Source organism: Desulfomicrobium escambiense DSM 10707 (assembly GCF_000428825.1).
GTDB lineage: Bacteria > Desulfobacterota > Desulfovibrionia > Desulfovibrionales > Desulfomicrobiaceae > Desulfomicrobium > Desulfomicrobium escambiense.
Map to the genome: position 1 here is coordinate 139,888 of NZ_AUAR01000006.1, position 22,571 is coordinate 162,458.

Genomic DNA, 22,571 nt, shown 5'->3' on the forward strand with positions numbered 1-22,571 from the left:
TCTCCTTCAGGCCTGACGCCACAGTTCGAATTCCCGCCAGAAGTCCGGACACGGCGCGACCATGAAATCGGGCCCGAACTGCAGACGGCACACGTAGTCCTCGCGCACCAGATCGACCTGCACCGGGGCCTGGCCGGGGTAGCGCAACACGATGTCGCCGAGCCCAGCCCAGTCCGGTTCGCGGCCGTTGGCCCGCACCAGGAGCACCACGGGTTCGGAGCCCGAACCCACCACGTCCGCCAGGAGCTTGAAGGATTCGGCCAGAACCTTGGCCTTCTTGGGTCCCTCCTCGCCCTCCTCGCCGACCGCGGCCTCCCGCTTGGCCACGGTGCCGGTCATGAGCAGGGGCTCTTCCGAGGCCAGGAGGTCGCGGCTGGCCGCGTACGGTTCGGCGAAGACGATGGCCTCTCCCGAGCCGCCCAGATCCTCGATGCCGCAGAAGGCCATGCGGTCGCCCTTCTTGGTGAAGATGGTCTTGACCGAAGTGACCAGCACCGGCACCTGCACCGGCGTCTTCTCGGGCAGGTCCACGCACTGCGCCAGCGACGTGTACCCGAGCCTGCGGATCTCCTGCCGGAAAGGCTGCAGGGGGTGACCGATGAGAAAGAACCCGAAGGCCTCCTTCTCCATGCGGCACTTCTCGTCGTCCCCGTATTCGGGCAGATCCGCCTCCTCGCCCTCGACGCCGAGCCCCGTCAGGTTGCAGGTATTCTCCTCCACCAGGCTCATGAAGGACAGTTGCCCCGAGGTTTTCCGCTTGGCCCGCTTCTGGGCCATGGCCTGGACCTTGTCGAGTCCTTCCAGCAAGGCGCGGCGCGAGCAGCCGAAGGCGTCCATGGCGCCGGACTTGATCAGCGATTCCAGGACCTTCTTATTGACCTTGCGCAGATTCACGCGCTGACAGAAATCGAGCAGGCTGGTAAAATTCCCGCCATTCTCCCGTTCCTCGACAATGGACTCCACGGCCCCCTCGCCCACGCCCTTGATGCCCGACAGGCCGTAGCGGATGGACTCGCCCTCGACGGTGAACTCGTTGAAGCTCCTGTTCACGTCGGGCGGCAGGACCTCGATGTTCATGTCCCGACAGGCGCTGACGTGGGCCAGGATCTTGTCGGAGTTGGAGACTTCCGAGGTGATGATGGCAGCCATGAATTCGGCCGGGTAGTGGGCCTTCACGTAGGCCGTCTGGTAGGAGATGACGGCGTAGGCCGCGCTGTGGGACTTGTTGAAGCCGTAGCCCGCGAACTTCTCCATCAGGTCAAAGATGTACTCGGCCGCCTCCTGGGAAATGTTGTTCTCGCGCGCGCCGTCCAGGAAACGCACCCGCTGCTTGGCCATCTCGGCCGGGTCCTTCTTGCCCATGGCGCGGCGCAGGTTGTCGCCCTCGCCGAGGGAGTACTTGGCCAGGTCCGAGGCGATCTTCATGACCTGTTCCTGGTAGAGGATGACGCCGTAGGTGTCCTCCAGGATGGGGTGCACCACGGGCGCGAGCTCCGGGTATTCGTACTCGACCTTGCGCAGGCCGTGCTTGCGGCCGATGAAGTCGTCGACCATGCCGGATTCGAGCGGCCCCGGGCGGTACAGGGCCAGGAGCGCGATGATGTCCTCGAAACAGGAAGGCTTGAGCCCGCGCAGGACGCGCCGCATGCCGTCGGATTCCAGCTGGAACACGCCGTCGGTCTCGCCTCGGCACAGGAGCTCGTAGGTCTGGGGGTCGTCCAGGGGCAGCTTCTCCAGGATCGGCACGGGCTTGTTGTTCTTGCGGATGAGCTTCAGGGCGTCGTCGATGACCGTCAGGGTCTTGAGGCCCAGGAAGTCGAACTTGATGAGGCCGATGAGCTCGACCTTCTTCATGTCCAGCTGGGTCACGACCTCGCCGTTCTTGCCCTTGTGCAGCGGCAGGTACTCGACCATGGGCTTCTGGGAGATGACGATGCCGGCGGCGTGGATGGACGAGTGGCGGGCCAGCCCCTCCAGGCGGCGGGCCACGTCGTAGAGCTTGCGGTACTGCGGGTCGCTGTCGATGAGGGTTCTGAGCTCCGGCTCCTCGTCCAGTGCCTTGGTCAGGGTCATCTTCAGATCGTCGGGGATGAGCTTGGCGATGCGGTCGGCGTCCTTGAGGCTCACGTCCAGGGCCCGGGCCACGTCGCGGATGGCGCCCTTGGCCTTCATGGTCCCGAAGGCCACGATCTGGGCCACGTGGTCCGCCCCGTACTTGCGGGTCACGTACTTGATGACCTCGTCGCGCCGGTTGTAGCAGAAGTCCACGTCGATATCGGGCAGGGACGAGCGTTCGACGTTCAGGAAGCGCTCGAAGAAAAGCTTGTAGCGGATGGGGTCCAGGTCCGTGATCTTCAGGGCGTAGGAGACCAGGGACCCGGCGGCCGAGCCGCGCCCAGGCCCCACGGGGATGCCCTGTGACTTGGCCCAGTTGATGAAGTCCTGGACGATGAGGAAGTAGGCCGGAAAGCCCTTCCCGATGATGACCTCCAGCTCGAATTCCAGGCGCTCGCGGTAGAACTCCTCATCCACCTCGTAGGGTAGCGCCGCGATGCGCTCCTTCAGACCCTCCACCGCCAGGCGGCGGAACTCCTCGTCCAGGCTCGACCCTTCGGGCACGTCGTAGACCGGGAAGAAATGCTGCTTGAGCTTGAGCTCCACCTCGCACATGTCGGCGATGCGGCCGGCGTTCTCGATGGCCTCGGGGCAATGGGCGAAGGCCGCCTCCATCTCCTCGGGGGCCTTGTAGTAGAACTCGTTGGTGTCGAACCTGAGGCGCTGCTTCTCCGAGGCGATCTTGCCCGTGCCCACGCACAGCAGGATGTCGTGGGCCTCGTAGTCGTCCTTGCCCAAGTAGTGGCAGTCGTTGGTGGCCACCAGGGGCAGTCCCGTCTCCCTGGCCAGTTCCATGAGCCGGTCGTTGACGACCTCCTGCTCTTTGAGGCCGTTGGACTGCAACTCCAGGTAGAAGCGGTCCGGGAAAATGTCCATGTACTCCTGGGCCACCATGAGCGCCTTGTCGAAGGTGCTGTGGCGCAGGGCGTAGGGTACTTCGCCCTGCAGGCATGCCGAAAGGCAGACGATCCCCTCGCTGTGGGCTCGCAGGAGCTTCTTGTCCACGCGGGGCTTGTAGTAGAAGCCCTCGAGAAATCCGGCGGACACGATCTTGACCAGGTTGTGAAAGCCCGTGAGGTTCTGGGCCAGCAGGACCAGGTGGAAGCGCTTCTTGTTCTCCCGGTCGGTCATGTCCTCGGCGATGTAGACTTCGCTGCCGATGATGGGCTTTATGCCGTGCTTCTTGGCTTCGAGGTAGAACGGCAGGGAGCCGTAGAGGTTGCCATGGTCGGTGATGGCGGCCGAGGAGAAGCCGAAATCCACGGCCCGAGCGCACAGGTCCTTCAGGCGGATGGCGCCGTCCAGGAGGCTGTATTCGGAATGGCAATGCAGGTGGGTGAAACCGCTCATGGTGCTCTCGGGGAAAAACGGGATTTCTGGGCCGGAACGGGGAGACTAGAAAAGGCGGGGCCGAATTGCAAGCCGCCCAAAAATGGAAACGCCCGGCGGGCCGGGCGTTTCTGTGCGGAATGTGCAGAAATCCCTAGAGCTTGGCCCCGACCATGGCAACCAGGCGCTTCAACTGATGTGTGAAGCCTGCCTCGTTGTCGTACCAGACGATGATCTTGACCATGGAACCGTTCATGACCGAGGTGCACAGGCCGTCGACCACGCCGCCGTAATGGCTGCCAACGTAGTCCATGGAGACGAGCGGCACTTCGGTGTAGCCCATGGCGCCGCCCTCGGGACCGCTGGCCGCGGCCTTCAGGGCCGCATTGACTTCGGCCGCCGTGGTCGGTTTCTCGACCTCGACCACCAGGTCCACCAAGGACACGTTGGGCGTGGGCACGCGCACGGCCATGCCGTCGAGCTTGCCAGCCAGGGCCGGGATGACCAGGCTCACGGCCTTGGCCGCGCCCGTAGTCGTGGGCAGGATGTTCATGGCGCCGGCCCGGCCGCGGCGGATGTCCTTGTGGGTGCCGTCGAGCATGCGCTGGCTCATGGTGTAGGAGTGGATGGTCGTCATCAGGCCGTGCTTGATGCCGAAGGCGTCGTTCAGGGCCTTGGCCGCCGGGGCCAGGCAGTTGGTCGTACAGGACGCGTTGGAGACGATGTTGTGCGCGGCCGGGTCGTAGAGGGCGTCGTTGACGCCCATGACCACGGTCAGGTCGGCGTTCTTGCCCGGGGCGGAGATGAGGACCTTCTTCGCGCCGGCGGCCAAGTGCTTCTCGCAGCTCTCGCGGTCCGTGAACTTGCCCGTGGACTCGACCAGGATGTCGATGCCCTTCCAGTCCCAGGCGTCGGGGGCGTTGCGGGTGACCTCGACCTGCTGGCCGTTCAGCAGGAAGCCCTGCTCGTTGGGCGTGACGTCCCCGGCGAAGGTGCCGTGGACCGAGTCGTACTTGAGCAGGTACGCCAGCTGCGCGTTGTCTCCGCGAGCGTTGACGCGGACCAGCTGAAGGTCCTTGTTGCCGGCCATGATGCGGGCCAGGTAGCGGCCGATGCGGCCGAATCCGTTCAGTGCGATTTTGACAGCCATGTTCTGTTCCTCGTGGGCTTAAATCTTGTTGGATGAACCAAGGACGTTGCGGATCTTGTGGGCCACCATGTCGCGCACGGCGTTACGGGCGACCTGCAGATACTGACGCGGGTCGAAGTGCGACGGGTTCTCGACCAAATACTTGCGGATAGTGGCGGTCATGGCCAGACGGATGTCCGTGTCGATGTTGATCTTGCACACGGCCGAAGCGGCCGCCTTGCGCAGCAGGTCCTCTGGCACGCCCTTGGCACCGGCGATCTCGGCGCCGTAGGCGTTGGCCATCTCGACGAACTCCTGGGGCACGGACGACGCGCCGTGCAGGACGATGGGATAGCCGGGCAGCAGGGCCTTGATCTTCTCCAGGCGGTCGAAGTCGAGCTTGGCCTCGCCGGCGAACTTGTAGGCGCCGTGGCTGGTGCCGATGGCGATGGCCAGAGAGTCGCAGCCCGTGCGGCCGACGAATTCGGCGGCCTGGTCCGGGTCGGTGTAGACGCTGTGCTCGACGTCCACGTCGTCCTCCACGCCGGAGAGCTGCCCCAGTTCGGCCTCGACCCACACGCCGCGGTCATGGGCGTAGGCCGCGACCTTCTTGGTCAGGGCGATGTTCTCCTCGTAGGGAAGATGCGAACCGTCGATCATGACCGAGGTGAAGCCGCCGTCGATGACTTCCTTGCAGATCTCGAAATTCTGTCCGTGGTCCAGGTGCAGGCAGACGGGCAGGTCGTTCTCGGCCAGGGCGGCCTCCATGAGCTTGATGATGTAGACCTGTCCGGCGTAGCGGCGCGCGCCGGCCGAGACCTGCAGGATGAGCGGGGATTTCTCGAGATTGCCCGCCTCCATGATCCCCTGGATGATCTCCATGTTGTTCACGTTGAAACCGCCGACGGCGAACCCTTCGACGTAACCTCGGGCAAACATTTCCTTGGGGGTGGTCAGGGGCATGATGTTCTCCTTGAAATCCGGTTATTCGTTCTTTGCCAGCTGCCGGGCCAGGGTCTCCATGTACGCGGCATGGGTCAGGTCGAAGGTCAGGGGCGTGACGGTGATGTACCCGCGCGACAGATATCCCCGGTCCGTGTCGGGCTCAACATTTTCCGGGGGGATGACGCCGCACAGCCAGTAGTAGGGGTTGCCGCGGGGGTCGTTCCTCTCGTCGTACCAGTCCCGGTAGGTGCACGAGGTCTGGCGGCAGACCTTGAGGCCCTTGGACCGGTCCAGGGGGCCGGCCGGGAAGTTGACGTTCAGGACGCACTGGCTGGGGAAACCCGACCAGATGTCCTCCCCGAGCATGCGCACTGCGTACCCGGCCTGGGCCGAGAGCTCTTCCGGGTGGTAGTCGTCCACGGACACGGCCATGGCCGGGATGCCGGCCAGGGCGCCCTCGGTGGCCGCCGACACGGTGCCCGAATAAAGGACATCAACGCCGACGTTGGCGCCGGCGTTGATGCCCGACACGATCATGTCCGGACGCTTCGGGAGCAGGTGGCTCAGGGCCAGTTTGACGCAGTCCGCCGGCGTGCCCGAGATGCCCAGACCCGAGAAGCCCGACTCCTCCACTTCCCTGACCCGCAGGGGCGAAAAGAGCGTGACCGAGTGCCCCACGGCGCTCTGCTCGGTCATGGGCGCGGCCACATGCACGCGGTGACCGGCCTTGACCAGCGCCGCGTACAGGGCTCGCAGACCTACTGCTCGGATTCCATCGTCATTGGTGAGGAGAATGTCCATTTGTCGGAAGCGTCCGGATAGAGTTTCCTGGCCTGGTTGTATCCCAGGGTCAGGGCCTTGACGTTGACGTCCAGTATCTTGGCCGGGAGCACCCCGGCCAGGGCCTTTTTCACGTTGTTGAAGTTCATGAAAGGCAGAAAGTGACTCAAGGCCCCGAGACAGACGATGTTGGTGGCCTGGGCCACGCCGACCTTGTCCCGGGCCATGCTCGTGAAGGGCAGGCCCCAGAAGATGTTCGAGGGCGTCTGCGTCACCAGGGAGGTGTCCACGAGCAGGAAGCCCGAAGGCTTCAGGTTCCGAAAATACAGGTTGCAGGCCTCCTGACTGAGAGCCACGAGCATGTCAAGGTTTACGGGCTTGGGATAGCTGATGCGGTGCGAGCTGATGACCAGGTCGGCCCGGCTGGCGCCGCCGCGGGCCTCGGGGCCATAGCTCTGGGTCTGGGTGACGTGGAAGCCGTGGTCGATGGCCAGGACCTGGCCCATGATCTTGCCCAGGGTCAGGATACCCTGCCCGCCCGTGCCGGAGAGACGGATCTCGAATCGATTCAGTTCGTGCTGCTTAGGCATGACGCTGCTCCTGAAGCTTGTTGCGCAGTTCGGCGTACCGCGTTTCCAGACCTGGCCTCATCTCGTCGCGGAACACGCCGATGGGCGTGAACTTGCCCTGCTCCTCGGGCGTGAGCTGGCGGTAGCGGTCGAGCTTCACGGTGTTCTTCTTGTACCACTGGTACATGTCGACCACGGTCTTGAACTTGTTCTTGCGGCCGTACTGGGTGTGGCAGGGGGTCAGGATCTCCACCAGGTTGAAGCCGGGCTTCTCCAGGGCGTCGGAAATGAGCCCGTCGAGCATGGTCGCGTGCAGGACCGTACCGCGCGCCACATAGCTCGCGCCGCTGGCCATGGCCATGTCCACGATGTCGAAGCTGCGCTCCAGCTGCCCGAAGGGCGAGGTGGCCGAGACCGTGCCCACGGGGCTGGTCGGCGAGTACTGGCCGCCGGTCATGCCGTAGATGTTGTTGTTCAGGACCAGCGTGGTCAGACCGATGTTGCGCCGCGCCGCGTGGATGAGGTGGTTGCCGCCGATGGACATGGCGTCGCCGTCGCCCATGACCACGATGACCTTCAAGTTCGGGTTGGCCATCTTGATGCCCGTGGCGAAGGTCAGGGCCCGGCCGTGGGTGGTGTGCACGGTGTTGAAGTCCACATAGACGGCCATGCGGCCGGAGCAGCCGATGCCGGCCACGAGCACGATGTCGTCCTTGGCGTAGCCCAGGCCGTGCACGCTGCGGATGAGCGACCCGAGCACGATGCCGTGACCGCAGCCCGCGCAGTACACGTGGGGGAACTTCTTGTTGTGCCGGAGGTAGTCGTGGATGAGTTGTGTTACCTGTGCCATGGTCACGCCTGCATGATGTTTTTGAAGATTTCCGAGGGGGTGATGATCTGCCCGTCGACGCGGTTGTTGGTGATGACGTGGGTCAAGCCGTTGTTGACGCGCTTCACCTCGCGCGAAATCTGACCCATGTTCATCTCCGGCACGACGAGGGCCTTGCACTGGCGCGCCAGGGTCTGCACCGCGGTCTTGGGGAAGGGGAAGAGGGTCTTGAGCTTCAGGAGCCCCGCCTTCACCCCGCGCTCGCGGGCCATGTGCACGGCCAGTTCGGCCGAACGGGCCACGCAGCCGTAGGCCACGACGACAACCTCTGCATCGTCGCAGTTCACCTCGTCCACCAGCTGGATGTCGTAGAAGAACTGGTCGATCTTGCGGAACTGCCGGTGCATGAGGGCCTTGACCTCGTCAGGCTTGGAGGTCGGGAAGCCGTTCTGGTCGTGGGTCAGGCCCGTGACGTGGAAGCGGTAGCCCGAACCGAGCGGTGGCAAGGCCGGCACGCCGCGCATGGTCTCCTCGTAGGAGACGTACCACTCGGGCGGCATGGCGGGCGTGACGCGGGAGATGATCTCGAAATCCTCCGGGTCGGGGATGACGATCTTCTCGCGGGTGTGGGCCGTGATCTCATCCAGGAGCAGGATGACGGGCGTGCGGTACTTTTCGGCGAAATTGAAGGCCACAACGGTCATTTCCAGGCATTCCTGCACGTCGCTGGCCGAAAGCACGATGATGGGATGATCGCCGTGGCAGCCCCAGCGCGCCTGCTGCACGTCGCCCTGGGCCGGGCTCGTCGGCAGTCCGGTGCTCGGCCCGCCGCGCATGACGTTGACCAGGACCAGGGGCACCTCGGTCATGCAGGCGTAGCCAAGGTTCTCCTGCATGAGGGAGAAGCCGGGGCCGGAGGTTGCGGTCATGGACTTGCGGCCGGCCAGGGACGAACCGATGATGGCGCCCATGCTGGCGATCTCGTCCTCCATCTGCAGGAAGACGCCGTCCTTGACCAGCGGGAGCCTGGCGGACATGACCTCGGCGATTTCCGTGGAGGGGGTGATGGGATAGCCCGCATAGAAGGTGCAACCGGCAAGCAGGGCGCCTTCGACCACGGCCTCGTTGCCGAGGGCGAACATTTCCTTCTTCTTACGCTTTTTTGTGGCCATGATCCTCTTCCCGGTTAGGTGTTCCAACATTCTCTTCCGGACCCGGATCCGTCCCGGCGGACGGATCCGCGGCCTCGACGCGCAGATCCACGCACGCATCGGTCTTTCTGCGGCTGATCTCCTTGGGCGTCACGGAAACCGCGAAATCGGGACAATGCAGTTCGCAGAAGCCGCAGTTCACGCATTCTTCCTCGCGGACCACGTGAGACTTGCCGTCCGCACGAAGCTCGAACACCCCGGCCGGGCAGAAGGCGGCACAGATTCCGCAGCCTTTGCACCAGTCCGGGTAAATCGTCACTTTTGCCAGACCTTTCTTTTTGGACATAACTTTCGCTTGTGTTTGGATGTTCCGTTGCAGGTCACACGAACGACACGCCCCCGCCCCTGAAAAGCGTTCTGACCCGGCAGGCAGGGCCACACTCCTTGCCAAGGCCGAAAACTTACCTGTAAGGACGGAAAAGACGCCGCTTGATACCATAGCAGGCGAGGCTTCAACCGTCCAATCTTCTTGAAAATTATAATACTTCGACGTAACGGTATTTTCCCATATTCATACAGGAATTGCAACTCGATGACGAATGAAAAAAAATCCGTAAGCGATTTTTCCGAAGATCAGACTGTTTCAGGCATTTTTGTCATTTCCCAGGCCCAGTCCAAAAAGGCCAAGAACGGACCATACTGGCACCTGACCCTGACGGGACGAACAGGCAGCATCGAGGCGCGCATCTGGTTCCCCCAGAGCCAGAACTACGAGTCCCTGCAGGTCGATCAGTTCGTCGAGGTCAACGGCCGGGAGGAGACGTACAACGGCGTCCGGCAGCTGCGGATCAACAGCATGGTCGTGATCGACCCCGCGGAACGGGGCCTGGACATGGCCGATTTCGTGCCCACCTCCGCCGTCCCGCCGGCCCGGCTCCTGGAGGAGCTGGAGACCTTCCTGCACGCCGAACTGACATACAAGCCCTGGTCCGCCCTGTGCAAAAGCATCCTGCGCGACGAGACCATCCGCACAGCCCTGCTGAGCGCGCCCGGCGCCAAGACCATCCATCACGCCTACGCCGGCGGCCTGCTGGAGCACACCCTGTCCATCATGCGCATCTGCAGGGCCCTGTCGGAGCTGTACCCGCAGATCGACAAGGAGATCCTCTTCGTGGGCGCCCTGTGCCACGACCTGGGCAAGGCCTTCGAGCTGTCCCACGGCGTCAGCCGCGAGTACACCGACTCCGGGCGCCTGCTGGGGCACATCCAGATCGGCCTGGAGCTGCTGGGGCCCTTCCTGCGCAAGGCCAAGGACCTGCCCGAGGGCCTGGCCATGCACCTCAAGCACATCATCGTCGCCCACCACGGCGAACTGGCCTTCGGCTCACCCTGCGTGCCGCAGACCATGGAGGCCTTCGTCCTGCACTACGCCGACAACCTGGATTCCAAGATCAACACCGTGCAGGGCGCCCTGACCACCCCCGAAGGCGAGGAGGCGCAGGGCTGGAGCGAGTACCACCGCACCCTGGGCCGCTACCTCTTCCAGCCGGAGCGCACGCCGAAGCAGACTCCGGGGGCGGAGCCGAAACAGGCCAGGAAGGCCGTCCCGAAACCCGACGCCTCGCCCCTGCTGAAGGCCATGGGCTTCACCGCAACATCCAACCACGAGTGAGGTGAATGCATGTTTCTGACGTTCGAAGGCATGGAAGGCTGCGGCAAATCGACGCAGTGCAAAAAACTCATCGAGCATTTCGTGAGACAGGGCCACGACGTCCTGCACTCCCTTGAACCCGGTGGGAGCCGCCTGGGCAAGGAACTGCGCCGGATTCTCCTCGACCCCAAAAACAGCGACCTCTGCCCCACCGGCGAGCTGTTCCTCTACCTGGCCGACCGCGCCCAGCACGTGGCCTCGATCATCCGGCCGGCCATGGAGGACGGGCGGACCGTCATCTGCGACCGCTTCGCCGACTCAACCGTGGTCTACCAAGGCTACGGCCGGGGGCTTGAACCGAGCCTGCTGCACCAATTGAACGACGTGGCCGTGCAGGGCCTGTGGCCCGACGTGACCATCCTCCTGGACGTGGACCCGGAGATCGGCCTCAAACGCGCCCTGACCCGCAACATGCGCGACAACAAGGCCACCACCGAAGGCCGCTTCGAGGCCGAGAGCATGGCCTTCCACACCCGCATCCGCGAAGGCTACCTGACCTGGGCCGCCCTGCACCGCAGACGCTTCCTGGTGGTGGACGCCAACAGGGACGAGGACGCAGTCTTCGCCGCCATCCTGCGCGGACTGGAGGAGAAGGGCCTTGGCTAGGCCCACCGTCACGGGGCTGGTCCTGACCCTGAACGGGGCCAAGTATCTGGATGAATGTCTGAAATCGCTGGACTTCTGCGACCGGCTGCTGGTCGTGGACTCGGGCAGCACCGACGCCACGCGCGACATCGCCGAACGCCACGGGGCCACGGTGCTGGTCAACCCCTGGCCCGGCCCGAAGAAGCAGTTCGAGTTCGCCTTCGAGCACGTGAAGACGGAATGGGTGGTATCCCTGGACCAGGACGAGATCCTGTCCGACGAACTGCGGGCCTCGGTCATGACGGCTCTGGGGGACACGCAGGGCATGAGCGCCTTCATCTGCCCGCGCACGTCGTTCTATTTCGACCGCTTCCTGCGCCACAGCGGCTGGTACCCCGACCTGCTGCCGCGCGTCTTCCGCCTGGCCGACACGGGCGTGCACGTCTCGGGCCCGCACTACGGCTTCGAGCCCAGGGGCAAGACGCGCCGCCTGTCGGGCGACATCATCCACTACCCCTACGAGAACCTGAAGCAGCACGTCGACAAGATCAACTACTACACCCAGATCGCCGCCGAGGAGATGCACGCCAAGGGCAAGCGCTCGGGCGTGGCCAAGGCCCTGGGCCACGGCCTGGCCAGGTTCCTGAAGATCTACGTCTTCCGCCGCGGCTTCCTCGACGGCAAGGCCGGCTTCGTGCTGGCGGTCAACTCCTTCTTCTACGCCTTCCAGAAGTACATCCGGCTGGCGGAACTCAATCAACGGGACAAAAAAGGCGCGTAGACCTCCCGCCGCTCCGCTTCCCGGAGCGGCGGGAATGCATCATCAGCCCGTCCCGTGCGGCCTGGCCATCCGCAGCGGCTGCACCAGCTCGTCGAACCTCTCCCCGTCCAGATACCCGAGTTCAAGGCAGGCCTGCCGCAGGCCCGTGCCTTCGGAGTGAGCCTTGTGGGCCACCTCGGCGGCCTTGTCATAGCCGATGACGGGCGACAGGGCCGTGACCAGCATGAGCGAATTCCCCACATGCCGGGCGATGACCGCCTCGTCGGCCGCCAGGCCCTTGAGGGCGTGCTCCGAGAAGCTCCGGCAGGCGTCGGCCGCCAGGCGCATGCCGGTCAGCAGATTGAAGATCATGAGGGGCTTGAAGACGTTGAGCTCGAAGTTGCCCTGGGACCCGGCGAACCCCACGGCAGCATCCAGGCCCATGATCTGCACCGCGACCATGGTCATGGCCTCGGACTGGGTCGGGTTGACCTTGCCGGGCATGATGGACGAGCCGGGCTCGTTGGCTGGCAGGACCAGTTCCCCGATGCCGGCCCGGGGCCCCGAGGCCAGCCAGCGGATGTCGTTGGCGATCTTTATCAGGGACCCGGCCAGGGTGCGCACGGCGCCCGAGGTCGCGACCACGGCGTCATGGGCCGAAAGGGCGGCGAAGAAGTTTGGGGCGGGCTCGAAGGGCAGGCCCGTGATATCCGCGATCTCCCGCGCCGCCGTGCGCGCGAAGTCGGGGTGCGTGCCCAGGCCCGTGCCCACGGCCGTACCGCCCAGGGCCAGCCGGTACAGATGCGGCAGGCAGCCGCGCAGGCGCTCCAGATTGTCGGCCAGCAGCGCCGCGTAGCCCGAGAACTCCTGTCCCAAGGTCATGGGCACGGCGTCCTGCAGGTGCGTGCGGCCGATCTTGACGATACGGTCCCAGGCCGCGGCCTTGTCCTCCAGCCCGGCCCGCATGGCCTCCACGGCCGGAAGGAACTCGCCCGTCAGCATGAGGGCCGCGGCGATGTGCATGGCCGCCGGAAAGGTGTCGTTGGAGGACTGGGACATGTTGACGTGGTCGTTGGGATGCACGGGTCGCTTGCTGCCCATGACCCCACCCAGCATCTCTATGGCCCGGTTGGCCACGACCTCGTTGACGTTCATGTTGGTTTGGGTGCCGCTGCCCGTCTGCCACACGTGCAGGGGGAAATGTCCGGCCAGGGACCCGTCCATGACCTCGCGGCAGGCGGCCATGATCGGCTCGGCCAATTCCCCCGGGAGCCTCCCGAGACCCAGGTTGGCCCGGGCCGCCGCGAGCTTGAGCACGCCGAAGGCGTGGATGACTTCACCCGGCATGAGGTCATGCCCGATGTGGAAGTATTTCAGAGAGCGCTGGGTCTGGGCTCCCCAGTAACGGTCGGCCGGGACCTCGACGGGCCCCATGCTGTCGGTCTCTATGCGCATTTCGGCCATGACGCCCACCTCCGGCTGATCAGATTTTCTTGACGACGTTCTCCAAAGGCTTCTTGTTCGGACCCTGGGTGGGCCGAAGCGGCTTGCCCACGGGCACCACGGCCATGAACTCGCCCCCGGGCTCCTGCAGAAACTCCAGCACCCGGTCCTTGACCAGGTAGAGTATGCCCAGCCACACGGCGCCCAGGCCCAAGGACGTGGCGGCCAGGAGCAGATTCTCCACGGCCGCGGCCGAGCTCTGGATCTCCATGGTGCGGAAGAAGTCGAAGGCCTGGTCCCGGTCGACCTCGAACAGTTCCGTGCCGTGGCTGATGAGGTCGCCGGTGTTGACCACGGCGATTGTCGCCGGGGCCGAGGCTATGCTGCGGGCGGCCATGCGCAGGAGCGACGAGGCCGGCTTCTCGAAGGTCTTGGATATGGCTGAGACGCGTTCGGCCAGTTCCGTCCGGGCGTCGCCCTCCAGGACGACGAACTTCCAGGACTGGCGGTTGTGGGCCGAAGGGGCCTGGTTGGCCGCGTCCAGAATGGTCGTGAGCATGTCCTCGGGCAGGGGCTCGGGCGAGAACTGCCGTATGCTGTGACGGGCGTGGATGGTGTCCAGGGTTGCGTTGCGCAGAAGATTCATGTTCGTCCCCTCGTATGGTGCGGATTGACTTTGGCATGGCCCGAGCGCACAAGCGTTGGCCGGGCGTCCGCCCTGCAACCGAACCACTAGCCCCAACATGGCACGCAAGACAACCTCCGCCACCACGCGCCGCACCCCGGCGCGCTCAACCAGCGGCAAGCCGGGCAGCGGCCCTTCAGGCCTGCTGCGCCGCGTGCTGCGCGGGGCCGGATGGCTCCTGCCGGGGATCGTGCTCCTCATCGCCGTCCTGCGTTTCGTGCCGCCGCCCACCAGCGCTTTCATGCTCGTACGGCACGCCGAGCGGCTTTTCGGTGACGGCGGCCCGGCCGTCATGTATGCGTGGACCCCGATAAAGGACATCTCGCGGCACATGGCCCTGGCCGTTGTCGCCGCCGAGGACCAGAACTTCCCCAGCCACTTCGGCTTCGACGTGGACGCCATCGCCCGCGCCATGGAGCACAACGAGAAAAGCGCGCGGGTCCGCGGGGCGAGCACCATCACCCAGCAGGTGGCCAAGAACCTCTTCCTCTGGTCCGGGCGCAGCTACGTGCGCAAGGCGCTGGAGGCGGGCCTGACCGTCCTGCTCGAAATCCTGTGGTCCAAGGAGAGGATTCTGGAGGTGTATCTGAACATCGCCGAATTCGGGGACGGGACGTACGGGGTCGAGGCGGCGGCGAAGCGATTTTTCGGCAAGACGCCCGACCGTCTCAGCCGCTACGAGGCCGCGATCCTGGCCTCGGTGCTGCCCAACCCGCGGCGGCTCCTGGCCCAGCGCCCATCTCCCTACGTCATGCAGCGGGCCAACTGGGTCCAGAACCAGATGCGCCAACTCGGTCCGGAGTACCTGAACAGCCTCTAGCGGCGCCGCCCGCCCCGCGCCGCCACCGCAACCACACTCGAAAGGGAAGAAGACACGACATGCAACCGGGAATCATCATGGCCGCCGGGGCCTACATCAGCTGGGGCCTGCTGCCCGTCTACTGGAAGCTGCTGGGGCACGTGCCCACGGCCCAACTCCTGTCGCACCGCATCGCCTGGTCCTTCGTCACTCTGGCCGTGTTCCTGGGCCTGCTCGGGCGACTGCGTCCCCTGTGCGGCCGCCTGTCCCCCGAGGTCCGGCGCTGCTACGTCCTGGCAAGCCTTCTGATCGGCGTGAACTGGTTCATCTATGTCTGGAGCGTCAACGCGGGCTACATCGTTGAGGCGAGCCTGGGGTACTTCATCACGCCCCTACTTTCGGTGCTGCTGGGCGTCTTCTTCCTGCGCGAACGCCTGCGGGGTCTGCAGTGGGCGCCCCTGGCCCTGGCCGCCGTCGGGGTCGTCTACCTCGCCTTCGACTACGGGCGCCTGCCCTGGGTCGCCCTGGTGCTGGCATCGACCTTCAGCCTCTACGGCCTGGTCAAGAAGCGCGCGCCCCTGCCCGCCTTCGAGGGCCTGACCCTGGAGACCGCCCTCCTGCTCCCCCCCGCCCTGGCCTGGCTCGCCTGGAGCGAATTCGACGGCAAGGGGGTCTTCCTCCACGCCGGCACGCTCTCTGATCTGCTCCTGATCGGAGCAGGCGCGGTCACCACGGCCCCGCTGGCCCTGTTCGCCGCCGCAGCCCAGCGCATCCCCCTGTCCATGATCGGCATCCTGCAGTACATCGCCCCCACCATCCAGTTCCTGCTGGGCGTCTTCATGTACCACGAACCCTTCACCCGCTCCCAGCTGGCGGGCTTCTCCATGGTCTGGGCGGCCCTGCTCCTTTTTCTGCTCGAACGCTGGCGATTCGGGCGCGCCTTGCGCCGTACGTCGTGAACAGGGCGTAAAAAAAGCCGGACTGGCCGGCTTTGGGGAAGAGGTTGCCTCCGGCGGGCAGGGGGTTCGCCCCCTGCACCCCGTGCATGTCGGATCGCGGATGGGGCCGGCCGGGCCTATTTGCCCAGAATCTCCCGTACGGCCTGGATGACGTCGGTCACGTCGGCGTCCGTCAGTTTGGCCGAGATGGGCAGGCTGACCGTGCGGCGGCCGATGTCGCGGGCGTGCGGGTACTGGTCCGGAGACCAGCCGAAGCGGCCCTGATAGAACGGGTGTTCGGGGATGGACAGGTAATGCACGCCCACGCCGATCTTGTACTTCGTCATTGCCGACAGGAAGGCGTCGCGACTGATGCCGGTCCGCGCCTCGTCCACCAGGATGGAGAAGAGGTGGAACGCGTGGCGGGTGTCCGGCTCCACGGGCGCGGGCAGGGTCAGGGGGAGGTCGGACAGTTCATCCATGTAGCGTGTCCAGATTTCCCGGCGCCGCTCCCAGAACGGTTCGACCTTCTCCATCTGCCGCAGGCCGATGGCCGCCTGCAGGTCCATCATGTTGTACTTGAACCCGGCCTCGGTCACGAGATAGTGCTTGTAGCCCTCGTCGCCGAAACGCTTCCAGGCGTCGGCGGACATGCCGTGCAGGGCCAGGACCTTGAGACGCGCCGCGTACTCGGGCTTGCGGGCGAGAATAAGGCCGCCCTCGCCGGTGATGACGTTCTTGGTCACGTAGAAGCTGAAGCAGCCGAAATCGCCGAAGTTCCCGGCCTTGCGGCCGCGGTACTCCGTCTCGATGGCGTGGGCGCAGTCCTCGATGATGGTCAGGCCTTGCTCTTCGGCGATGGCGCAGAGCGGATCCATGTCGCAGGAACGGCCGGCGAAGTGCACGGGCAGGATGGCCTTGGTGCGCGACGTGATCTTCGCCCTGACCCTTTCCGGGTCGATGTTCATGCTGCGCGGGTCGATGTCCGCCAGGACGGGGGTCGCCCCGGCGTGGATGATGGCGTTGACCGAAGCGCAGAAGGTCATGGGCGTGGTGATGACCTCGTCGCCGGGCCCGATGCCGGCGGCCAAGATGCTCAGATGCAGGGCGGCAGTGCAGGAGTTGACGGCGATGGCGTGCGTGGCGCCCTTGTAGGCGGCGAAACGGCGCTCGAACTCCGCCACCCGCGGGCCGGTCCCGATCCAGCCGCTGCGCAGGCAGGAAACCACTTCCTCAATCTCGTCCTCTTCAATCCTGGGCGACCCGAAAACCAAAAAATTCTCGCGCATTGTGCTCTCCAACAGGAAGGCCCCATCCCGTCATGGACGGCGGGGCGATTAATCTTTATAGCTTCCCAATCCATGAGACGGCCAAGGGCTATCCCAACGCCCTCTGCATAGCAAGGAGGATCTATGAACAACAAATCCATCACGCTTTACGCCCTGAGCACCTGCATCCACTGCAAGAAGACCAAGGAATACCTCGACGACTGCGGCGCCAAGTACGACTGCATCTTCGTCGACAAGCTCGAAGGCGAGGAGCGCAAGCAGATCATCGAGGCCATCAAGAAGGTCAACCCCAAGCTCTCCTTCCCCACCCTGCTCGTGGACGAGGAAGCCATCGTCGGCTTCAAGCAGGACCAGATCAAAGAGGCGCTTGAGAGATGATGACGCCCGATGAACTCCTCGACAAGTTGCGGCCTCTGCAGGAATCAAAGGGCTATTTTTTCAACAGGGACAGGGCCTTCGTCCTTGACCTCATGGAGAGCCTGCTGATCAACCGCGACCGTTACGGCTACATGGCCTGCCCCTGTCGCCTGGCCTCGGGCAACCGCGACCTGGACAAGGACATCTTCTGCCCCTGCGTCTACCGCGAGCCCGACGTGGCCGAGTTCGGCGCCTGCTACTGCGGCCTCTACGTCTCCAAGGACTGGAACGAGGACAGGATCCCGCACGAGGTCGTGCCCGAGCGCCGCGACCCGGAAAAGCTCATGGCCGGGCTGCTCTTCGAGGAATGATTGACACGGGCCCGGCGCCGCGGATAGTGCCCGGGCCCCGGAGAACGCCATGCGAGAACAGGTCGAAAAAGCCCTCGACACCGTGCGGCCCATCCTGCAGGCCGACGGCGGCTATGTGGAACTGGTCGGTATCCTGCCCAGCGGCATCGTCCAGGTCCGCCTAACCGGGGCCTGCAAGGGCTGCCCCATGTCCCAGATGACGCTTCGAAACAGCATCGAGCGCGCCGTCAAGAAGATGGTGCCGGGCATAAAGGCCGTCGAGGCCGTCTAGCCCGTCGCGCCATCGGCCCTCCCGACACAGCCAAAACCTTTTCCCGCACCCCGCCATGCGCGGGGCGCGGCAGCAGCCGGCGTGAGCCGCCGGATAGTGGAAAACACCATGACCCAGATCGTGACCCGCTTCCCCCCCAGCCCCACGGGCTACCTGCATATCGGCGGCGCCCGCACGGCGCTCTTCAATTACCTGTACGCCCGCCAGAACGGCGGCAAGTTCATCCTGCGCATCGAGGACACGGACCAGGCCCGCTCCACGCAGGAGATGACCGACGCCATCATCGACGCCATGCACTGGCTGGGCCTGGACTTCGACGAGGGCCCCTTCTTCCAGAGCGAGCGCGGCGACATCTACAACAGTTACGTGGACAAGCTGCTCGAGACCGGCGGGGCCTACTACTGCTCCTGCACGCCCGAAGAGGTCGAGGAGATGCGCGAGACTGCCCGCGCCAACGGGCTCAAGCCCAAGTACAACGGCAAGTGCCGCGAGATGGGCCTCGGGCCCGGACCGGGCCGGGTGGTGCGCTTCAAGACGCCGCTCACGGGCAAGGTCGTCTTCGACGACATCATCAAGGGACCCATCGCCTGGGACGTGCAGGAGATGGACGACTTCGTCATCCGCCGCGCCGACGGCTCGGCCATCTACCAGATGGCCGTGGTCGTGGACGACGCCGAGATGGGCGTGACCCACGTCATCCGCGGCGACGACCACCAGAACAACACGCCCAAGCAGATCCTCATCTACCAGGCCCTGGGCTTCCCCCTGCCCAAATTCGGCCACGTGCCCATGATCCTCGGGCCCGACAAGAAGAAGATGAGCAAGCGCCACGGGGCGACCTCGGTCATGATGTACAAGGACATGGGCTATCTGCCCGAAGCCATGCTCAGCTACCTCGTGCGCCTGGGCTGGTCCCACGGCGACGACGAACTCTTCACGCGCGACGAGCTGCTGGAGAAATTCTCCCTGGAGGGCCTCGGCAAATCGGCCTCGGTCTTCGACATGGACAAGCTCAACTGGACCAACAGCCACTTCATCAAGACCGGGGACGTGCCGCGGCTGGCTGGCCTGCTGGGCGAGATCGTCCGCCAGGCCACGCAGTTCGACCCCGCTCCCGAGTACCTGGAGGCCATCGTCCCCCTCTACCAGCCCCGCGCCAAGACCCTGAAGGAGATGGCCGAGCAGGCCGCCTTCTTCCTGCACGACGCCGAGACCCTGCCCTACGACGGAGCGGCCTTGGCCAAGTTCCTGACCCCGGAGATCCGCGAACACCTGGCCGTCATGGCCTCCCGCATGGAAGCCCTGCCCGCCTTCGACCACAAGAGCCTGGAGGACATGGCCGCAGCCTACCTGGAGGAGACCGGACTCAAGTTCAAGGCCCTGGCCCAGCCCATCCGCGTGGCCATCACCGGCACGACCATGAGCCCCGGCCTCTTCGAGACCATGGAGGTCCTCGGCCGCGAGCGCACATTGGCGCGCTTCCGCAAGGCCCTGACCCTGTAAGCCAAGGCCCGGGGAACCGGGCCTTTTCCTTCTCTTCCGGCCGTGTCCATCACGTCCATGCCGTCCATACCGTCCACAAGGTCCACCCCATGTACGACTACCAGAAATCCAACCTCTTCACCGCCCAGGTCGCCGACGGCATCGAAGACCTGGCGCTGACCGAACTGGCCGAATTGGGGGCCACGGACTGCACCCGCGGCTTCCGCTTCGTGCGTTTCCGCGCCGCCGACCAGGCCTTGTACCACATCGTCTACCGTTCCCGGCTGGTTTCGCGCGTCCTTGCACCGCTGGTGCGCTTTCCCAGCCTCACGGACAAGGCCCTCTACGCCGGGGCCCGGGACGTCCGCTGGTCAGACTTTCTGACCCCGGATCAGACTTTCGCCGTCTTCGCCAACGTTTCCAAGAGCGCCATCGGTCACTCCCAATACGCGGGCCTCAAACTCAAGGACGCCGTGGCCGACTGGTTCCGCGACCGCACGGGCCGCCGGCCGAGCGTGGACCCGCGCGAACCGGACCTGTGGCTGCACCTGCACATCCACGAGGACACGGCGACCATCAGCCTGGATGTTTCCGGCGGCTCCATGCACCGCCGCGGCTACCGGGTGCAGAGTGTCGACGCGCCAATGGCCGAGACCGTGGCCGCGGCCATGCTGCGCATGACCGGCTGGGATGGCCGCTCCCCTCTGGTGGACCCCATGTGCGGCTCGGGAACCATCCTGTGCGAAGCCCTCATGCTTTCGGCCGACCTCCCCGCCGGACTGCTGCGCGGCAATTTCGGCTTCCAGCGTCTACCGGACTTCAAGCAGAACCTGTGGGAGCGAGAACGGCGCGACACGTCTTCCATCGACCCGGAAACGGGGAACGAAGCGGACCTGCGCGGAAGCGACCTGGACCCCGCGGCCGTGGAAGCCACCCGCGTCAACCTCTCCCGTCTGCCCGGCGGCGAGGACGTCATCGTGGGACGCAGGGATTTCTTCGAGCGCCTGGACCTCGCCGGCACGACCATCGTCTGCAACCCGCCCTACGGCATCCGCCTGGGCAAGGGCGACGACATGGGCGCCTGGTTCAAGCATTTCGGCGACCATCTGAAGCGCCATTGCCAGGGCTCCACCGCCTTCGTCTATTTCGGCGACAGGACCCTGCTCAAGCACATCGGGCTCAAGCCCGAATGGAAAAAACCCCTCAAAAACGGCGGCCTGGACGGGCGTCTGGCCAAGTTCGCCCTGTATTGACGGGCCGTGAGAAGTCACCCTTTTCTTCGTCTCCTGTTGACAGAACCACCCCATTGATTCACTTTGGAGTCGACTTCCCCCGTGTGACTCCCCGTCCGCACGACGGACGGATTTTCACCGAACAAGCGGCACAATGTTCCATTCATCAAAAGGAGGCTTGTATGATCTTCGTGCTCCCGGATCTTCCCTACGCCAAGGACGCCTTAAGCCCGTACATCAGCGCCAAAACCTTCGACTTCCACCACGGCAAGCACCACCAGCTCTACATCGACAACACCAATAAGCTGATTGCGGGCACGGACCTCTACGGCAAGACCCTGCGTGAAATCGTCATGGCCACAGCCGGCGACCCCTCCAAGGTCGGCATTTTCAACAACGCCGCCCAGGTCTGGAACCACTCCTTCTACTGGCGCTGCATGAAGGCCGGCGGTGGCGGAGCACCTACCGGGGCCGTGGCCGAAGGCATCAACCAGGCCTTCGGCAGCTACGAAAATTTCGCCAAGGCCTTCAAGGAGGCCGGCATGACGCAGTTCGGCAGCGGCTGGGCCTGGCTGGTGGAGAAAAACGGGAAGCTCGAGATCATGAAGACCCCCAACGCCGACACGCCCATGGCCCACGGCGCCAAGGCCCTGCTCACGGCCGACGTGTGGGAGCACGCCTATTACATTGATTACCAGAACCGGCGGGCGGACTATCTGCAGGACTTCCTCGACAAGCTCGTGAACTGGGACTTCGTGAACCACCAGCTCAAGAAGTGAGAAGGCGCAAAGCGATCATCAACAAAAAAGGCGACCCGAGGGTCGCCTTTTTTGCTGGAAAAGACAGGACAGCCTAGTTGGCGACGGGCTTGGTCACGGCGCCGGAACGGATGCACTGGGTGCAGACACGCATCCGCTTCACTTCGCCGGACTGCAGCTGGGCGCGAACGGACTGGAGGTTGGGCATGAAGCGCCGCTTGGTCTTGTTGTTGGCGTGACTGACGTTGTTGCCGACCTGGGGCCTCTTCCCGCATACTTCGCATACCTTTGACATATCGTCCTCCTGAGTAGTGAAAATATCTTAAGCTGTCATGGCCTGGCAGCTCCGAGACCTTCCGGCAGGCCATGAACATAATTTGCCGCCAGAGGAATTTGCACCCATATATCCGGCCGCCGGGAATGGCAAGTAAAAATCCTTGACAGGAAAAAGAAGACCCATATACACGTTTCGATTCGAGGTACACTCATGGTCGAACATTGGATTGGGCTGACACATCTCCCGGCGACCGGTCGGGAATTTTCATTTGAGGATCAGGGCTTGTGGCGGGAACTCTGGAAGGAGTTCCAGTTCGACTTTGAAGCCATGACGCCCCTGTTGTCAACGCTCTTCATCGTCCCCCAGGCGGACGGATTCCTGATCCACGGCAGCATCAAGGGCGCAATCAAGGCTTCGTGCCACCGCTGCCTGGAGGATGCGACCGTCGAAGTGGACCACGCCTTCGACACCTTCGAAGCCCACGAGGATGTCGAGGCCCTCGAAGGCGAAGAGAGCCACCTCCGCGCCACGGACGCGGGCTGGGAACTCAACGTGGCCGGGCTTTTGTGGGAGGAATTCCAGCTGGCCCTGCCCGAAAAAATACTTTGCGCCGACACGTGTTTGGGTCTATGCCCGCACTGCGGCAAAAACAGGAACCTGGAGCCATGCGTCTGCAGCAACCTGGACAGCCAGTCCCCTCTGGCCCGGGCGCTGCAAGGCGTTAAAATCAAAACCAATTAGATCTCGTTCAGGATAGAGGTGCCAT

At 64.5% G+C, this 22,571-nt stretch carries 24 protein-coding genes; 12 read left to right on the top strand and 12 right to left on the bottom strand.

All coding sequences use genetic code 11. The features are described from left to right. Positions 1-6: 6 nt before the first annotated feature. From dnaE to G394_RS0107325, 8 genes are all read right to left on the bottom strand, one after another. Positions 7-3,465 (bottom strand): DNA polymerase III subunit alpha, encoded by a 3,459-nt coding sequence (dnaE, locus tag G394_RS0107290; protein ID WP_028577101.1) that lies wholly within the window; start codon positions 3,463-3,465, stop codon positions 7-9. 133 nt (positions 3,466-3,598) lie between these two features. Beyond that, positions 3,599-4,594, bottom strand: coding sequence for a type I glyceraldehyde-3-phosphate dehydrogenase (gene gap / locus G394_RS0107295; RefSeq protein WP_028577102.1), 996 nt, complete (start codon positions 4,592-4,594; stop codon positions 3,599-3,601). A gap of 18 nt (positions 4,595-4,612) precedes the next feature. Then, positions 4,613-5,536 (bottom strand): class II fructose-1,6-bisphosphate aldolase, encoded by a 924-nt coding sequence (fba, locus tag G394_RS0107300; protein WP_028577103.1) that lies wholly within the window; start codon positions 5,534-5,536, stop codon positions 4,613-4,615. Between the two features lie 21 nt (positions 5,537-5,557). Then, positions 5,558-6,319, bottom strand: a complete 762-nt coding sequence (surE, locus tag G394_RS0107305) for a 5'/3'-nucleotidase SurE (protein ID WP_028577104.1) — start codon at positions 6,317-6,319, stop codon at positions 5,558-5,560. After that, the gene (locus G394_RS0107310; RefSeq protein WP_028577105.1) at positions 6,277-6,888 is read right to left on the bottom strand and encodes a 2-oxoacid:acceptor oxidoreductase family protein; all 612 of its coding nucleotides are present in this window, start codon (positions 6,886-6,888) and stop codon (positions 6,277-6,279) included. The genes surE and G394_RS0107310 overlap by 43 nt, the downstream gene beginning before the upstream one ends. Next, a complete protein-coding gene (locus tag G394_RS0107315) occupies positions 6,881-7,717 on the bottom strand; it encodes a 2-oxoacid:ferredoxin oxidoreductase subunit beta (RefSeq protein WP_028577106.1) in 837 nt (278 codons plus the stop codon). The genes G394_RS0107310 and G394_RS0107315 overlap by 8 nt, the downstream gene beginning before the upstream one ends. A 2-nt stretch (positions 7,718-7,719) precedes the next feature. Continuing rightward, positions 7,720-8,868 (bottom strand): 2-oxoacid:acceptor oxidoreductase subunit alpha, encoded by a 1,149-nt coding sequence (locus tag G394_RS0107320; protein ID WP_028577107.1) that lies wholly within the window; start codon positions 8,866-8,868, stop codon positions 7,720-7,722. Further along, entirely contained in the window at positions 8,849-9,193 is a 345-nt protein-coding gene (locus tag G394_RS0107325; RefSeq protein ID WP_028577108.1) for a 4Fe-4S dicluster domain-containing protein, read from the bottom strand. The genes G394_RS0107320 and G394_RS0107325 overlap by 20 nt, the downstream gene beginning before the upstream one ends. A 246-nt stretch (positions 9,194-9,439) precedes the next feature. On the opposite strand from G394_RS0107325, the gene G394_RS18350 reads away from it, so the two are divergent. Genes G394_RS18350 through G394_RS0107340 form a run of 3 tightly spaced genes read left to right on the top strand, consistent with a single transcriptional unit; the run spans position 9,440 to position 11,924 of the window. Then, entirely contained in the window at positions 9,440-10,519 is a 1,080-nt protein-coding gene (locus G394_RS18350; RefSeq protein ID WP_043775022.1) for a 3'-5' exoribonuclease YhaM family protein, read from the top strand. A gap of 9 nt (positions 10,520-10,528) precedes the next feature. Further along, positions 10,529-11,164: a dTMP kinase gene (tmk, locus tag G394_RS0107335; RefSeq protein WP_028577109.1), complete on the top strand. Its 636-nt coding sequence runs from the start codon at positions 10,529-10,531 to the stop codon at positions 11,162-11,164. Continuing rightward, positions 11,157-11,924, top strand: a complete 768-nt coding sequence (locus tag G394_RS0107340; RefSeq protein ID WP_028577110.1) for a glycosyltransferase family 2 protein — start codon at positions 11,157-11,159, stop codon at positions 11,922-11,924. The genes tmk and G394_RS0107340 overlap by 8 nt, the downstream gene beginning before the upstream one ends. 42 nt (positions 11,925-11,966) lie before the next feature. On the opposite strand, the gene fumC is transcribed toward G394_RS0107340, so the two are convergent. Next, positions 11,967-13,367: a class II fumarate hydratase gene (fumC, locus tag G394_RS0107345; protein ID WP_028577111.1), complete on the bottom strand. Its 1,401-nt coding sequence runs from the start codon at positions 13,365-13,367 to the stop codon at positions 11,967-11,969. Between the two features lie 19 nt (positions 13,368-13,386). Next, positions 13,387-13,992, bottom strand: a complete 606-nt coding sequence (locus G394_RS0107350; RefSeq protein ID WP_028577112.1) for a nitroreductase family protein — start codon at positions 13,990-13,992, stop codon at positions 13,387-13,389. Between the two features lie 97 nt (positions 13,993-14,089). Between G394_RS0107350 and mtgA the strand changes: the two genes are divergently transcribed. Further along, positions 14,090-14,851 (top strand): monofunctional biosynthetic peptidoglycan transglycosylase, encoded by a 762-nt coding sequence (gene mtgA, locus G394_RS0107355; protein ID WP_084435418.1) that lies wholly within the window; start codon positions 14,090-14,092, stop codon positions 14,849-14,851. 59 nt (positions 14,852-14,910) lie between these two features. Next, positions 14,911-15,789: an EamA family transporter RarD gene (rarD, locus tag G394_RS18355; RefSeq protein ID WP_043775025.1), complete on the top strand. Its 879-nt coding sequence runs from the start codon at positions 14,911-14,913 to the stop codon at positions 15,787-15,789. Between the two features lie 116 nt (positions 15,790-15,905). On the opposite strand, the gene G394_RS0107365 is transcribed toward rarD, so the two are convergent. Further along, a complete protein-coding gene (locus G394_RS0107365; RefSeq protein WP_028577114.1) occupies positions 15,906-17,057 on the bottom strand; it encodes a DegT/DnrJ/EryC1/StrS family aminotransferase in 1,152 nt (383 codons plus the stop codon). A 123-nt stretch (positions 17,058-17,180) separates the two neighbouring features. On the opposite strand from G394_RS0107365, the gene G394_RS0107370 reads away from it, so the two are divergent. The 6 genes from G394_RS0107370 to G394_RS0107395 all read left to right on the top strand — a co-directional run bounded on the left by G394_RS0107370 (position 17,181) and on the right by G394_RS0107395 (position 21,549). Next, entirely contained in the window at positions 17,181-17,435 is a 255-nt protein-coding gene (locus G394_RS0107370) for a glutaredoxin family protein (protein WP_028577115.1), read from the top strand. Then, positions 17,435-17,785, top strand: coding sequence for a ferredoxin-thioredoxin reductase catalytic domain-containing protein (locus G394_RS0107375; protein ID WP_028577116.1), 351 nt, complete (start codon positions 17,435-17,437; stop codon positions 17,783-17,785). Before G394_RS0107370 ends, G394_RS0107375 begins: the two co-directional genes overlap by 1 nt. Before the next feature lie 49 nt (positions 17,786-17,834). Next, positions 17,835-18,056, top strand: coding sequence for a NifU family protein (locus tag G394_RS0107380; RefSeq protein ID WP_028577117.1), 222 nt, complete (start codon positions 17,835-17,837; stop codon positions 18,054-18,056). Between the two features lie 108 nt (positions 18,057-18,164). Continuing rightward, positions 18,165-19,559, top strand: a complete 1,395-nt coding sequence (gltX, locus tag G394_RS0107385) for a glutamate--tRNA ligase (RefSeq protein WP_028577118.1) — start codon at positions 18,165-18,167, stop codon at positions 19,557-19,559. A gap of 89 nt (positions 19,560-19,648) precedes the next feature. Continuing rightward, complete coding sequence (locus G394_RS0107390) at positions 19,649-20,791, top strand: THUMP domain-containing class I SAM-dependent RNA methyltransferase (RefSeq protein WP_028577119.1); 1,143 nt, start codon at positions 19,649-19,651, stop codon at positions 20,789-20,791. Positions 20,792-20,952: 161 nt separating this feature from the next. Beyond that, entirely contained in the window at positions 20,953-21,549 is a 597-nt protein-coding gene (locus G394_RS0107395) for a superoxide dismutase (protein WP_028577120.1), read from the top strand. Between the two features lie 73 nt (positions 21,550-21,622). On the opposite strand, the gene rpmB is transcribed toward G394_RS0107395, so the two are convergent. Beyond that, positions 21,623-21,823: a 50S ribosomal protein L28 gene (gene rpmB / locus G394_RS0107400; RefSeq protein ID WP_028577121.1), complete on the bottom strand. Its 201-nt coding sequence runs from the start codon at positions 21,821-21,823 to the stop codon at positions 21,623-21,625. Between the two features lie 264 nt (positions 21,824-22,087). On the opposite strand from rpmB, the gene G394_RS0107405 reads away from it, so the two are divergent. Continuing rightward, positions 22,088-22,546: a YceD family protein gene (locus tag G394_RS0107405; RefSeq protein WP_051307028.1), complete on the top strand. Its 459-nt coding sequence runs from the start codon at positions 22,088-22,090 to the stop codon at positions 22,544-22,546. The last annotated feature ends 25 nt before the right edge of the window (positions 22,547-22,571 follow it).

What these genes read in the sequence shown, in the direction of transcription:
- dnaE (WP_028577101.1), bottom strand. Translation starts at nt 3,465, where the DNA reads ATGAGCGGTTTCACCCACCTGCATTGCCATTCCGAATACAGCCTCCTG.
- gap (WP_028577102.1), bottom strand. Translation starts at nt 4,594, where the DNA reads ATGGCTGTCAAAATCGCACTGAACGGATTCGGCCGCATCGGCCGCTAC.
- fba (WP_028577103.1), bottom strand. Translation starts at nt 5,536, where the DNA reads ATGCCCCTGACCACCCCCAAGGAAATGTTTGCCCGAGGTTACGTCGAA.
- surE (WP_028577104.1), bottom strand. Translation starts at nt 6,319, where the DNA reads ATGGACATTCTCCTCACCAATGACGATGGAATCCGAGCAGTAGGTCTG.
- G394_RS0107310 (WP_028577105.1), bottom strand. Translation starts at nt 6,888, where the DNA reads ATGCCTAAGCAGCACGAACTGAATCGATTCGAGATCCGTCTCTCCGGC.
- G394_RS0107315 (WP_028577106.1), bottom strand. Translation starts at nt 7,717, where the DNA reads ATGGCACAGGTAACACAACTCATCCACGACTACCTCCGGCACAACAAG.
- G394_RS0107320 (WP_028577107.1), bottom strand. Translation starts at nt 8,868, where the DNA reads ATGGCCACAAAAAAGCGTAAGAAGAAGGAAATGTTCGCCCTCGGCAAC.
- G394_RS0107325 (WP_028577108.1), bottom strand. Translation starts at nt 9,193, where the DNA reads ATGTCCAAAAAGAAAGGTCTGGCAAAAGTGACGATTTACCCGGACTGG.
- G394_RS18350 (WP_043775022.1), top strand. Translation starts at nt 9,440, where the DNA reads ATGACGAATGAAAAAAAATCCGTAAGCGATTTTTCCGAAGATCAGACT.
- tmk (WP_028577109.1), top strand. Translation starts at nt 10,529, where the DNA reads ATGTTTCTGACGTTCGAAGGCATGGAAGGCTGCGGCAAATCGACGCAG.
- fumC (WP_028577111.1), bottom strand. Translation starts at nt 13,367, where the DNA reads ATGGCCGAAATGCGCATAGAGACCGACAGCATGGGGCCCGTCGAGGTC.
- G394_RS0107350 (WP_028577112.1), bottom strand. Translation starts at nt 13,992, where the DNA reads ATGAATCTTCTGCGCAACGCAACCCTGGACACCATCCACGCCCGTCAC.
- mtgA (WP_084435418.1), top strand. Translation starts at nt 14,090, where the DNA reads ATGGCACGCAAGACAACCTCCGCCACCACGCGCCGCACCCCGGCGCGC.
- rarD (WP_043775025.1), top strand. Translation starts at nt 14,911, where the DNA reads ATGCAACCGGGAATCATCATGGCCGCCGGGGCCTACATCAGCTGGGGC.
- G394_RS0107365 (WP_028577114.1), bottom strand. Translation starts at nt 17,057, where the DNA reads ATGCGCGAGAATTTTTTGGTTTTCGGGTCGCCCAGGATTGAAGAGGAC.
- G394_RS0107370 (WP_028577115.1), top strand. Translation starts at nt 17,181, where the DNA reads ATGAACAACAAATCCATCACGCTTTACGCCCTGAGCACCTGCATCCAC.
- G394_RS0107375 (WP_028577116.1), top strand. Translation starts at nt 17,435, where the DNA reads ATGACGCCCGATGAACTCCTCGACAAGTTGCGGCCTCTGCAGGAATCA.
- G394_RS0107380 (WP_028577117.1), top strand. Translation starts at nt 17,835, where the DNA reads ATGCGAGAACAGGTCGAAAAAGCCCTCGACACCGTGCGGCCCATCCTG.
- gltX (WP_028577118.1), top strand. Translation starts at nt 18,165, where the DNA reads ATGACCCAGATCGTGACCCGCTTCCCCCCCAGCCCCACGGGCTACCTG.
- G394_RS0107390 (WP_028577119.1), top strand. Translation starts at nt 19,649, where the DNA reads ATGTACGACTACCAGAAATCCAACCTCTTCACCGCCCAGGTCGCCGAC.
- G394_RS0107395 (WP_028577120.1), top strand. Translation starts at nt 20,953, where the DNA reads ATGATCTTCGTGCTCCCGGATCTTCCCTACGCCAAGGACGCCTTAAGC.
- rpmB (WP_028577121.1), bottom strand. Translation starts at nt 21,823, where the DNA reads ATGTCAAAGGTATGCGAAGTATGCGGGAAGAGGCCCCAGGTCGGCAAC.